At 39.6% G+C, this 12,680-nt stretch carries 13 protein-coding genes and 2 pseudogenes; 13 read left to right on the forward strand and 2 right to left on the reverse strand.

Features of this window, described 5'->3' with window-relative positions:
- Positions 1-111: 111 nt before the first annotated feature.
- Positions 112-801 (reverse strand): response regulator transcription factor, encoded by a 690-nt coding sequence (locus BLR65_RS27685; RefSeq protein WP_093797906.1) that lies wholly within the window; start codon positions 799-801, stop codon positions 112-114.
- Between the two features lie 165 nt (positions 802-966).
- Here BLR65_RS27685 and BLR65_RS27690 point away from each other — a divergent pair, with 165 nt between their 5' ends.
- Positions 967-3,249, forward strand: coding sequence for an arylsulfatase (locus BLR65_RS27690; RefSeq protein WP_093797908.1), 2,283 nt, complete (start codon positions 967-969; stop codon positions 3,247-3,249).
- A gap of 70 nt (positions 3,250-3,319) precedes the next feature.
- Positions 3,320-4,558 (forward strand): anaerobic sulfatase maturase, encoded by a 1,239-nt coding sequence (locus tag BLR65_RS27695; protein WP_093797910.1) that lies wholly within the window; start codon positions 3,320-3,322, stop codon positions 4,556-4,558.
- Positions 4,559-5,178: 620 nt separating this feature from the next.
- On the opposite strand, the gene BLR65_RS27700 is transcribed toward BLR65_RS27695, so the two are convergent.
- The gene (locus BLR65_RS27700; RefSeq protein WP_211285176.1) at positions 5,179-5,805 is read right to left on the reverse strand and encodes a LysE family transporter; all 627 of its coding nucleotides are present in this window, start codon (positions 5,803-5,805) and stop codon (positions 5,179-5,181) included.
- Positions 5,806-5,960: 155 nt separating this feature from the next.
- On the opposite strand from BLR65_RS27700, the gene BLR65_RS27705 reads away from it, so the two are divergent.
- The 11 genes and pseudogenes from BLR65_RS27705 to BLR65_RS27755 form a co-directional block, all read left to right on the forward strand.
- Positions 5,961-6,629 carry a GntR family transcriptional regulator gene (locus BLR65_RS27705; RefSeq protein WP_093797914.1) on the forward strand — a complete coding sequence of 223 codons (669 nt, stop codon included), beginning with the start codon at positions 5,961-5,963 and terminating at the stop codon, positions 6,627-6,629.
- Between the two features lie 111 nt (positions 6,630-6,740).
- Entirely contained in the window at positions 6,741-7,022 is a 282-nt protein-coding gene (locus tag BLR65_RS27710; RefSeq protein WP_093797916.1) for a helix-turn-helix domain-containing protein, read from the forward strand.
- Positions 7,023-7,431: 409 nt separating this feature from the next.
- Positions 7,432-7,725, forward strand: coding sequence for a MarR family winged helix-turn-helix transcriptional regulator (locus BLR65_RS27715; protein WP_245693096.1), 294 nt, complete (start codon positions 7,432-7,434; stop codon positions 7,723-7,725).
- 73 nt (positions 7,726-7,798) lie between these two features.
- Complete coding sequence (locus BLR65_RS27720) at positions 7,799-8,227, forward strand: cupin domain-containing protein (protein ID WP_093797918.1); 429 nt, start codon at positions 7,799-7,801, stop codon at positions 8,225-8,227.
- Between the two features lie 63 nt (positions 8,228-8,290).
- The gene (locus tag BLR65_RS27725) at positions 8,291-8,578 is read left to right on the forward strand and encodes a YciI family protein (protein ID WP_093797920.1); all 288 of its coding nucleotides are present in this window, start codon (positions 8,291-8,293) and stop codon (positions 8,576-8,578) included.
- Between the two features lie 376 nt (positions 8,579-8,954).
- Complete coding sequence (locus BLR65_RS27730; protein WP_093797922.1) at positions 8,955-9,737, forward strand: EFR1 family ferrodoxin; 783 nt, start codon at positions 8,955-8,957, stop codon at positions 9,735-9,737.
- 554 nt (positions 9,738-10,291) lie between these two features.
- A pseudogene (locus tag BLR65_RS31995) lies at positions 10,292-10,618 on the forward strand (RipA family octameric membrane protein); the annotation flags it as partial.
- Between the two features lie 192 nt (positions 10,619-10,810).
- Positions 10,811-11,260 (forward strand): hypothetical protein, encoded by a 450-nt coding sequence (locus tag BLR65_RS27740; RefSeq protein WP_093797924.1) that lies wholly within the window; start codon positions 10,811-10,813, stop codon positions 11,258-11,260.
- 80 nt (positions 11,261-11,340) lie between these two features.
- Positions 11,341-11,889: a hypothetical protein gene (locus tag BLR65_RS27745; RefSeq protein WP_093797926.1), complete on the forward strand. Its 549-nt coding sequence runs from the start codon at positions 11,341-11,343 to the stop codon at positions 11,887-11,889.
- A complete protein-coding gene (locus BLR65_RS27750) occupies positions 11,858-12,247 on the forward strand; it encodes an ASCH domain-containing protein (protein ID WP_093797928.1) in 390 nt (129 codons plus the stop codon). The genes BLR65_RS27745 and BLR65_RS27750 overlap by 32 nt, the downstream gene beginning before the upstream one ends.
- 32 nt (positions 12,248-12,279) lie before the next feature.
- A pseudogene (locus BLR65_RS27755) lies at positions 12,280-12,680 on the forward strand (IS4 family transposase); the annotation flags it as partial.

Here is a 12,680-nt window from a genome sequence, read left to right on the forward strand (position 1 = left end):
AACTGATACCCCTGTGCAGGGGGAGTTTTCGCAGTAGAATCATAATATACATTTACCAATATGAAAAGTAAGGCCAGCAGCAAAACGGCAATGATGTGGCTGGCCAAGTACTTAAGAATTAAGCGACGATTTTTGTTCATTGGTAATCTCCAACATGTATCCAACACCGCGTACTGTTTTTAATAAAGTTCGGTATGTACCCAATTTATGGCGCAGTCTTTTGATGGTGGTATCAATAACTCGGCTATCGCCATCGTAATCATAGCCCCAAATATTTAAAATCAAGTTTTCACGCGAAAAAATAATATTGGGATGTCGAGCTAAAAACGCCAATATATTGAATTCTTTGCTAGATAGATTAAGCTGATTTTGCGCTGTAGTAATAACTTGCGTGTGGAGATTGATTTTAAAGGGCGGGCAGCTAATGCAGCCGTCCGGCGGAAGCTTTCCGTGATTTCGTAGACTGACCTTTATGCGAGCGACTAGTTCGCGTGGACTAAATGGCTTGGTAATGTAGTCATCAGCGCCAATATTGAAGCCTGTTAGTATATCATCTTCTTGGCCTAGGGCGGTAAGAAAAATAATAGGTACTTGCCGGAGAATTCTTCTGGCTATCTCCCAACCGGATATATCAGGTAGCATGATATCAAGCACAATTAAATCAGGCTGGCACGAGGCTTCGACTTGTAAAGCAACTTCGCCATTTTCGGCGCAAACAACAGTAAAGCCTTCTTTTTGCAGATACCATGAAATTGTATTTCGTGTCGTAGCTTCGTCATCAACAATTAATATTTTGGCCATTAGATTACCTTTTATTGTTTGTAATTTAAAAAATAATACAAATTAGGCTCTCTATTCGCTGCCTTCGGGAAAATTCCTGCAATTATTTTCTGATATGACACAGTAGTGACACTTAAATCAAGTATACTTATAACGAAGCAGAAAATTATTTAAGAGGTGAAGTATATGGATGCAAATAGAAAAGATTGCCGGTTGCTTCAAGTGTCAGCTTTGGGGCTGGCAGTAGCGGCATCGCTGACTCTGCCGGCGCTTGCCGCGGAGCCCACTAGTCAGGACAAGCAACCTGTAAAGGAAAGTGAAGCTAAAGCGCCGAAGACCAATATAGTCTATATTGTCATTGATGATATGGGATATTCTGATTTTGGCTGCTATGGCTCAGAAATAAAAACTCCTAATATTGATAAACTAGCGGCTAATGGCTTAATCTACAACAATTTTAATACCTGTCCGCTTTGTTCTCCTACCAGAGCTTCGCTTTTGACAGGCCGGGATAACCATGCTGTGGGTATGGGCAGTGTAGCCAACTACGATATGGGCTCAGCTAGTCCGGATTATCGTGGACGTGTCAAGGATTCAGCGGCCACAGTAGCGCAAATTCTCAAATCCCATGATTATAGTACGATGGGGGTAGGAAAATGGCATTTAGCACCTGTTCATCAAGTTACGCCCGCAGGGCCGTATGATTACTGGCCGCTTGCGAAAGGATTTGAACGGTTTTACGGCTATCTTGACGGAGAAACCGATCAATATAAGCCGCAGCTATTTTATGACAATCATCTGATTGAAACACCCAAAACACCGGGCTATCAATTTTCGCAGGATCTTGTTGATCATGCAATCCAGTTTGTAACAGATCAGGTGTCCATTACTCCGGATAAGCCGTACTTTCTTTATGTGGCGTTTAGTGCCGTGCACTCACCGCTCCAGGCGCCTAAAAAGTATATAGACATGTATAAAGGCGTTTATGATCAGGGCTGGGATAAAATACGCGAGGAACGGTTTGAACGTCAAAAAAAGCTAGGTATTATTCCAACTGATGCCGAGCTTACGCCGCGCGATCCGAATGTAAAGGTCTGGGACAGTTTATCGTCTGATGAAAAACGCTTATTTGCCCGTTTTGAAGAGACTTATGCCGGGTATCTTAGCTATGCTGATGCGCAAATCGGGCGCCTGATTAAGCATTTACAGGATATTGGTCAGTATGATAATACCATGCTTGTCCTGATATCGGATAATGGCGGAACTAATTCCGGCGGAGAAAATGGATCAGATGATTTTGTTAAGACCCTTAATGGTATAAAGCCATCTGTCAAAGAGCTCTTAAAACGTATTGATGAAATCGGCGGGCCTGATTTTGGGGCTGTGTATCCTAGTGGTTGGGGAATGGTTAGCAATACGCCTTTTAAAGGATATAAAGGGGGCCTGTATAATGGTGGGGTAAGAGATCCGCTTATTATACAATGGCCTACAAATATAAAAGCCAAAGGAGAGCTTCGCAGCCAATACGTGCATGTTACTGACATTACGCCAACTGTTTTTGATGTATTAAAGATAGCGGCGCCTGAGAATTTCCAAGGAATTAATCAATTGCCGATAGACGGAAAAAGTATTACCGATACCTTTGATAATAAGGAGGCAGCTACTAAGCACGATACGCAGTACTATGCTTTAGGTGCGAGCCGCTCTATCTATCAAAATGGCTGGAAAGCAGTTGCTATCCATAAAGCTGGACAACCTTTTGAAAACGACATATGGGAATTGTATAACCTCAATGTTGATTTCGCTGAGAATCATAATGTAGCCGAAGAATATCCAGAGAAACTTAAAGAATTAAAGGAGCTTTGGGCGGCGGAAGCTAAAAAGCATCATGCAACACTACTATCTGCTAATGAACTAGGAGCGGCTAAGCCATCGGACGCAGTGAATAACAGAAATAGCTTTACCTATTATCAAGGCGTTGGCCCGATTAATTCCACGGCAGCACCTAGTATAAAAAACCGCTCTTATACGATTACTGTGCCAGTAACACGCGCAGATAAAAGCCAAAGCGGCGTTTTGGCGGCTATGGGCGGTGATACGGCCGGGTATACTTTGTATATAAGAAATAATCACTTTGTGTATGAGTATAATCTGTTTGGCACTTCCTATAAAATTGAGTCAGATCGCGAAGTGCCGGTCGGAGATGCTACTTTAAAATTTGAGTTTATCAAAACCGGCCTGTTTGCCGGAATTGGACGTTTATATATAAATGATGTTTTGAGCGGCGAAGTAGTCATGCCGAAAACGTTGCGGGGAATGCTGCCAATGGAAAGTTTGGATATTGGACGAGACCGCTATTCGGCAGTGAGCAAGGCATACAAGAATATGAATGAATTTCCGTTTGCTGGCGAACTCAAGTATGTTGATTTTGAATTGCAAAATGATCAAAAAGCTGGCACTAAGAATTAAAAATCAATAGAAATATGCAAAATAGCCTTGAACGTAAAGCTCAAGGCTATTTATATGAGGGAGGTTAGCTATGCAGCAAATTCGTAATATCGCCCATATTTTAGCAAAGCCGATTGGTCCTACATGCAATTTAGACTGTACCTATTGCTTCTATACCGAGAAGGCAGCATTATTTTCCCAAGCAAAAGATTATCAGATGCCAGATAATGTACTGGAAGCGTATATAAAAAAATATATTGCGGCTTCTAAGGCGCCGGAAGTGCCTTTTGTGTGGCAGGGGGGGGAACCGACGCTGCTGGGACTTGAATTTTTTCGTAAGGCTGTTTCGCTGCAAAAAAGGTATGCTGGCGGAAAAAGAATTGTTAACTCTTTGCAAACCAATGGTACGTTGCTAGATGAGACATGGTGTGAATTTCTTAAAGAAAATGATTTTTTAGTAGGTCTTAGTCTGGACGGTCCGAAAGAAATTCATGACCGTTACCGGCATGACAAAGGCGGAAAAGGGACTTTTACAAAGGTTATGACAGGACTTTGGTATTTACAGCGTTATGAAATTCCGTTTAATGTGCTTTGTTGTGTAACGAGGGAATCCGCTTATCATGGAGAGGCTATATATTCTTTTTTTAAGAACGCCAACGTAGGATTTATTCAGTTTATACCGATTGTCGAGCGAAAGCCCAATGCGGAGGCAAGACAGCTGGGACTTCGGCTGGGAAGCCCAGCTGAAATGGCTAATGCTGAAGTTGCCGAATGGTCGGTGGAGCCTGAGGCATACGGCAATTTCCTTATTCAGATTTTTGATAAATGGATTAGAAATGATGTCGGCAATATTCATGTAATGAATTTCGAATGGGCTCTTTCTGCTTGGCTTGGGTTAGCGTCAACCGTGTGCTTTTTTGCTAAAGAGTGTGGTGCGGCGCTAGTTATCGAGCATGATGGATCTGTGTACTCCTGCGATCATTATGTCTATCCCGAATACCGGCTAGGAAGTTTAATAACTTCAGCCCCCGAAAACCTCGCTCAATCAGCAAAACAAAAGCGCTTTGGGGCGGATAAACGGGAAAAACTACCGAACTATTGCCACAATTGTCCTGCGGAATTTGCTTGCCATGGCGAATGTCCTAAACACCGTTTTATAAAAACGCAAGACAATGAACCAAGCCTAAATTACTTATGCGCGGGGTATAAAAAGTACTTTAGGCATATTCATCCCTATATGAAAGCGATGTGTCAGTTGATAGAAAATGATTTACCGGCAGCGAAAGTGATGGAGGCAATTAAAGGGCCAATTATTCTCAAAAGAAAGTAATATAATGGGGCTGGTTCGATAAGGGTTTAATTGAAAGTTTTGTACGGTAAAAAGACCTCCTTTGCAGCAGGTGACTGCAAGGGAAGCCTCTAAATTATCTATACGCAAAATTTTATTGTCCAAGAATGAAATCAAAAACATGTTGTAATTTATTATTGGAGTTTTCAGTCCCGGCTATTGCAGGGATGGTGGTTAATACTTTATATTACCTTATGCTAGGGAATCTGCTTACTAGCTCACTTTGCGTGACGGTGGCTCATTTTTCAGCGTGGCAGTGGCTCACTTTGCGCGTACGCGTTGCTCTGCGACGACGACGAAATATTCAGATGGAGGGTCTATTGTCAATACTTTTAACTTGAAGAGCAGCTCATCAACCTTCTTTTTTTGACTAGAATTTAGAAAAGTCCCCGGTTCTTTATATACAATAAGAAGTATACTAAATTACCAAATCTCAGTAAGAATTCTTCTAAAATCTATTTTCATCAGCAATAGAAGACCTCCTCATTTTTTGAGGAGGTCACTTGTTTCCGTGGCAAAACCTACTTTCATGCTTTGCCTGATATTTGTTCAATTCTTCTCACTATCTTTTTAACATGGTATTTACAGATAATTAAAGGTAATTAGTTATTGCTTTCTAAGGCAAGTTTAACAGCAAGTAATACTAAGATAATCCCAGTCACTTTGTTAAAGATATTTTGTACTTTCTTTTTATTTAACCAGATACGAACATAATCCAAAATATGGACTAGAATTAAAAACCATAAAATAGCTGTAAAAATAAGGATAGCCCCTAATGTTACTAACTGCAAATTTACGTTGTAGTTAGGATTTATAAATTGGGGCATAAGTGTAATGTAAACGATAACTGTTTTTGGATTAAGAGCATCACTTAAAAACCCCTGTAAAAAACATTTTTTATATTGCCTAATAGATGGGGTCATCACTTCATTATTTTCTGAGGAATCCATTTCAAACGAGAAAGTATTTTTAGCCATAAAAGACTTAATCCCAAGGAAGACTAGATACCCTACCCCTAAGTATTTAATCGTAGTAAATAACACGATGGAATGCGCTACAATTGCGGCTAGACCGAGGACTGCTACTATTGTCCAAATGGAAAGACCTGCCGCAATTCCCAATGTGGTGTACTGACCTGCTCGTGTTCCAAGAGATAAAGTATTTTTTGTTACTAAAATTGTATCTACCCCCGGTGCTATAACCATCACCGCCGCTATTAAGATGTACATGAATAAGTTCTCCATAAAAGTCCCTCTACTATATCAATATGCAATATATTGCATATTGATATAGTAGCACTACTGCCTGTAACATGCAATATATTGTATGTTACATAAAAATGGAATATACTATATAAGATAAAAAGTACAAAGGGTGAATAACAATGCCGATACCTGAAAACTTTACTGCTCCAAATCGAATATCTGCGAAAGAGCGGGCATTTAACCAAATACAAGAGTGGATTATTGATGGTACTCTGCAACCTAAAGAAAAGCTGAATGATGCTGACCTAGCAGAGTCATTGGGAGTAAGCAGAACTCCAATAAGGGAAGCCTTGCAATTACTTGCTGTGCAAGGCTTTGTTGAAATGCAACCGGGAGTGGCTACTCAAGTCACGTCGATAAATAAAGAAGATATATCAAAAATTTTGCCGCCTTTAGCAGTATTACAGGCTTTAGCCGCAGAACTTGCAACACCAGTTCTAAGTCAGCACAACATTGATTCTCTACGTCAAATTAACTCGGAGTTTTCACAAGCTATTGGGGAAGGTAATTACTATTCTGCATTGAAAATGGATGAACAATTCCATGAAGTTATAGTCGATGTAGTACGAAATCCATACTTAAACAACACAATCACTATGCTTCAGGCTCATGTACGAAGACTCTTTTTCCATAAGTCCATTATTCTTACCCCTGATTCAATTGAAGAACATGAAGCTATTCTTCGAGCTTTTGAATGTCAAGATAGCGAAACTGCTTCCAGAATTGCCCGAAACAATTGGTTACGACCAATTGAAGTATACTATTCGTATTTGAAGGATAATCGATAATAAAACATGATATTTCTGTTTAAAAGAAAGAAGGGGCTGTTGCACTAAGTGATATGCTCTCCCTATAGGAGACAATGAAAAAATAAATTGTCGACTATGGGGGGAGTTTTTATGCCAGTAAAAACAAAAATTGATCCAGAAGAAAAGGCTAAATTTGTAGAAAAATATCTTGCTGGAGCAATTAGCCAACATGAGATAAGTCGAATTACCGGAATAGCTATTTCATCTATTCAAAAGTGGATATGTAAATATAAAGCTGAAGGGTCTACTGCTTTTTTACCGACAAGTAAACATCGAAAATATTCTCCTGGACTTAAGGCGAAAGTGGTGAAAGAATATCTCTCTGGAAATGGAAGTTTGTTAAGGAGCATCTTTAATGAAAACAATAGTTAACCAAACAATTAGCGGATACAAATGACCACCCAACGATAAGAAGTTATAAGGAAAGAACGGAGTCAACGGCACCTCAAGCGACCGCTTCAAACTCGGTGCCGTGCAGTTGCGCGAGACCTGCCCTGAGCTAGGTTGAGAACACTTGTTGGTATCAACACCGCTAGGTAATATCACCTGCCAATCAGTACTTGACAGTCATTCCTAGAATGGTTAAGATAAAAGTGTATATGCACATAATAAGAAATGTTGAAAGGAATAGTATGACACATATTAATGAAATCTATCCTAAATCTTCAAGCTTCTGTAACTGCATGAATATACGCCGGGCATCTCGGCTGTGACCCAGTTTTATGACGATGTTCTAAAGTCTAGTGGGATTACTATTGCTCAACTAGGACTTCTTAGGACTTTGGAGAGCAGGGAAAACGCAACGGTTGGTGAACTGGCTAGTCTGATGCGCATCGATCGCACAACGCTGAACCGCAATATGAAGCCGTTAGTAAAGGCGGGGTTCATTACGCTTAATCCAGGCCAAGATTCTCGGACCCGCCAGATTCAGTTAACGCAAGACGGGAAGGGATTGTGTGGCCAAGCGTGGGGGTTGTGGGGTGAGGCGCAAGCTTCTCTGAAAGAGTACCTGGGGAAGGAAAATTTGAGAAAACTTACCCACCTGCTGGCCAAACTTGAGGCTCTGGTACCCTAGTTGTTCGTGGCTCATAATGCCTTTATGAGTAACTGTGTGTATATACACTAATGAGATGAAATGGGGGGAGATTATGGAAAATAGGACTGATAACTATTCTATTTTGGAACTTGGTTCATTCGAAAATTTAAGTAAGAAAGAGGCCGTTGGACGGAAGGGTAAATTATTCCTTGCTGATGTACTTGGACTTACTGGGTGTGAGGTATCATTAAACCGTTTGTCTGCAGGCCAAGGTGTGCCATTTGTACACGCACATAAGAAAAATGAGGAACTGTATATTATCATCAAGGGAACGGGGACCTTTTTCATTGATGGATCGGAGTTTTCTGTTCAGGAAGGAAGTGTCATACGTATCGCCCCTGGCGGGGAACGCTCTTGGAAGGCGGATGACCAGGATTTGTATTTTATTTGTATCCAGGCACAGGAAGGCAGTCTAACACAATGCTCCGCGCAGGATGGGATACGGGTACCAACAAAAGTGTCGTGGATGAATCAATCGTAAAGCAGGGATAGGTTTTGGATATCATTTGAAGTGGTAGTACTGCACAATAAGGGAGGAAATCAAATGGTTCTTATTATAGTTAACTATACAAAGCCACTAGAAGAAATTAAGAAATTATTACCTGAACACATAAAATTTACAAAAAATGCATGCAAAGAAGGTAAGTTCATTTTTAATGGGCCAAGAAAAACACATACTGGTGGTATATGTATCGCCAACACCTCGCTTGAAGAAGCTCAAGAGATAATAAAAGGCAGTCCCTTTTATTTAAATCAAGCGGCTGAACACGAATTTATAGAGTTTGACATGCTGTCATGGGACGACCGTTTTTCATGTTTTATTAATAAATAAACTGCCTTAGAAAATCCTATATTTTACTTCAATTATTCACGTAAATTTTAAAATTCGATGCAATGCCAATAAATTTAAGCATTCTAAATCAATTTCAACGGTGGCAATTTGTATTCATAATTGGGCTGGTTTTGAAAGTCTTTACTCTGTGCTAGGAAAGAGTATAATAAATATTATATTGGTGTATATGCACATAACAAATTATATCAGTCAAGTTTATCCTAAGAACCCAAGTCCCTGAATTTGCATGAATATCCGTGGGTTTCTTGCGCTGGTACTCAGCTTTGCGGTGACGCATAATGATGCTTGGTTCACTAAAATTTAGAGATTATACTATGAGAAAACAATGAAAGTAAGATGAAAGGGGAAGAACAGTATGAATTATATAACGGTTTATTTCTCACCAACGGGCACTGCTGAAAAGAGCTCGGTGAGCATGATTGAGGCACTAGCAGAAGGTAAAGAATTTGGACGGGTAGACCTGACGGCTTATAGCACCAGGGAAACCGAAAAGGTATTTTCCACAGATGATTTTGTTGTATTCGGAACACCGGTTTATGGTGGTCGAATTCCAAAAGTGGCAGCGCAGCGTTTTGCCCGGATGCGTGGACAACAGACACCTTGTATTGTAACAGTCACTTATGGAAACAGAGATTATGATGATGCGCTTCTGGAACTGTCGGATCTTGTACAGGCCAATGGATTTGTGGTACAGGCGGCAGCAGCTTTAATCGGCCAGCACACTTTTGGGCAGATTCAGGTAGGCAGGCCGGATGAAGATGATTTGAAAGAAAATCAACAGTTTGTAAAAACTTTTCTTGAGAAAGCAGAGAAAAATCCCAGGAAAGGCAGTGTGAAACTGTCGATAAAAGGAAATCACCCCTATAAAGCAGGCGGAAAAGGCGGAATGTTCCGTCCGCTGACGGCAGATACCTGTATCCAATGCGGATTGTGTGTGAAGAACTGTCCCACGGGTGCAATTGACTCAGATTGCAGTACGATTGATTCGGGACGATGTATCTCTTGCTTTCGTTGTATTCGTCGCTGTCCAGTTCAGGCGAAAAACATGAATGACAGCAGCTATCTGGCATTTGCAGAAGACTTTTCTAAAAAATTGGCGACAAGAAGAGAAAATGAATATTTTCTACCCCAAAAATAAAACAATACTGTAAAAAGCTACATTTATTATTAGGAAAGGGATTTTGTCCTTTCAACCCCATCGGGAGTAGTTTTTACGAAATGTTGAGTTAGGCTTACACTAATGTTATCCTAACTAATTCAAGACTTTATTTTGTATTCCACAACATGTCCTGAGTGTGGATTTATTGACTTTAAGGATTTGTAAATGACAATAGGGGAAGTTCCTTTTTTGTCATGATCGTTTAAGTACTAGTGATACGACCAATTAGATCGTCGGTGCGCTCTTCGGTTGGCTGTGTTTTCTTTTAAGCCTTTATCATGCCTTGATGCACATTGAGTGTGTAGCAATCTTGCGTAAGTCTTAATCCGGCAATCAAAATCACACCCCTGGGTAAATGGGTGCACAACCTTTACGCGGAATTCTATTTCGTGTATTAGTATCGATTTTCTATCAAAACACACGTTGAGTCAGTTGCGGTGATAGAGCGGAAATAGCCTTATTCCGTAAGGGTTTGCTGGTTTTGTAATGATAAGGACCAGCAATCTGAGAGATATAAAAGCGCTCTTACATGTGCACTAGATATTAGGAAATTTGAAATAGAGATGTACTGGAAAAGGGCAACATATTTTTGGACTTTTATTGGTGTCATTTTTGCGGGGTATTTTTTGCTTATAAAAGAAACGAACGTAAACTATCTAAATTTATTTTTTGTCAACTGTTTAGGATTTATATTTTCGTTTTGTTGGTATCTTGTAAACAAGGGCAGTAAGTTCTGGCAGTCTAATTGGGAAAAACAGGTAGATATGCTTGAGGAAAGGGTACATGGCCCCTTATATAAGATTGTAATTTATGAAAGAGAGCAGAAATTACTCAATCCAACCCCTAGAATAAAAGTATAACCTAATTTGGTATAATCCAATTTTATGGCTCGGCATTCGTTAGCCTTATTTCGCCGTAACAAAGCCTTATATAATTCAGGACTAATAAATTTGTATGATATGTATTACATGATAACGAATTAAGTATGAGCGGCGATTATGAGTACATAGCACTCTGGAGTATTGATCTTAACATGATCGGGAGGAGACACGATGTCTGACAAATTTAGTCTAAGTCTATTTTCTTCATGTAATTTAAATGATCCCTTTTTTGACTCACTGAAAAGTGACTACTCTGAGTTTTCTCAATGGTTTACTGGTAAAGCTATTTCTGGAGATTCGGCCTATGTATGTCGTGATAATAGTAATTTAATCCACGCTTTTATGTATCTAAAAGACGAAGTAGAAGATATCCAGCTTGCTAACGGTATACTACCACGAGTGCCCAGAATTAAAATAGGAACTTTAAAGCTAAGTGAGTCAATACACGGACAACGTATCGGAGAAGGCGCATTAGGTACAGCATTGTGGCGTTGGCAGGAATCAAACTTCAATCAAATTTACGTAACCGTTTTTCCTAAACACATTTCACTAATTGAGTTATTAACCAAATTTGGTTTTAACAACGTAGGAAAAATAAGCGGGGAGAACTTGTCTTTTTAAAAAATAAACAAAATCTAGATATATCCTCTCCGTTTAAAGCTTTTCCATATCTTCTGCCTAATTTTGAGAAAGCAGGGTATTTGCCAGTTAACCAAGATTACCATGATACTTTATTTCCTTATTCAGAACTTTATAACACTAATCAAGAAGCCGAAGAAATGGCCGCTGCTAGTGGTATAACTAAAGTGTTTCTTGCTTTTCCTTCATCACAATTACATCATAGACCAGGAGAGCCCGTTATTATTTATAGGATTTATGCAGGCGAAACTGGTAAAACATACAAATCAGTTGCCACATCATACTGTTCACTAACAAAAGTAATTCCTATCAACATAAATAATTTACATAAACTTAGTGAGATTGAGTTTTTAGAGTTATCTGCAAACAAAACAGTTTTTTCCAGAGAACAGTTGCAGGACTTCTATTTGACTAAGAAGAATCTTATTCTATTAGAAATGGTTTATAATGGTTTTTTCGGTAAAGGGAATAATATAAATCATAAAACACTTTCCGAATCAGGTTTCTTCCAAGGCCATCCCTATAATATTCAGTTGGCACCGGAAAACATTGATACTATACTTAAATTGGGTGGTAAAAATGCAACAGATATTATTGCCAATAAATCCTAAACATATTAATAACATTTTTCAAGGTATAAAAAGGTATGAGTTTAGAAAAACGCGTTGTCGTCAATCCAATGTTGGAAAATTAATTATGTATGCGACTTCACCAATTATGCGGGTAGTTGGTGAAGCTGTAATCGATGAGATAATTGTGGACGAGCCTGCAAAGGTATGGGAGCAAACTCAGGACTTTGCAGGCATCAATGAAGAGTTCTTTTACAGTTACTTTGAAGGAAAAGGCCAAGCAGTTGCTTATAAATTATCAAAAGTCGTTAAATATGAAAATCCGTTGACGCTAAGCGATATTGGGATAAACTTTATTCCTCAATCATTAGTGTATGTAAAAGCTAAAAGAACCGGTTAGTTAACCAATGTCATTAAGTTAACGCATAGGGCATGAATCCCAAAAAAATACAGGAGATGGCAGCCTGTCCTGAACCGTTTGTACGCAATCCAGGCAGTGATTTTATAAGAAAGCGAAAACTCGATTTTGAAACAACCATGCGGTGTCTGATTGCAATGGAAAGCGGTAGCCTGAAAAAAGAACTATTGGAACTTTTCCATTACAATCCTGACACTGCGACGGCATCGGCCTTTAACCAGCAGCGTGAAAAGATACTGCCGGAAGCGTTGGAATTTCTTTTTTTGGAGTTTAGCAAAGCTTTTGCGGAATATCAAACATACCGCGGATATCGATTGCTCGCCTGTGACGGTACAGACTTGAACATCGCACGAAATCCAAGTGACCAGGAAAATTATTTTCAGTCAAATCACGGAGAAAAGGGCTTTAATCAACT

The sequence above is a fragment of the Sporomusa acidovorans genome (assembly GCF_900101845.1).
Taxonomy (GTDB): Bacteria; Bacillota; Negativicutes; order Sporomusales; family Sporomusaceae; genus Sporomusa; species Sporomusa acidovorans.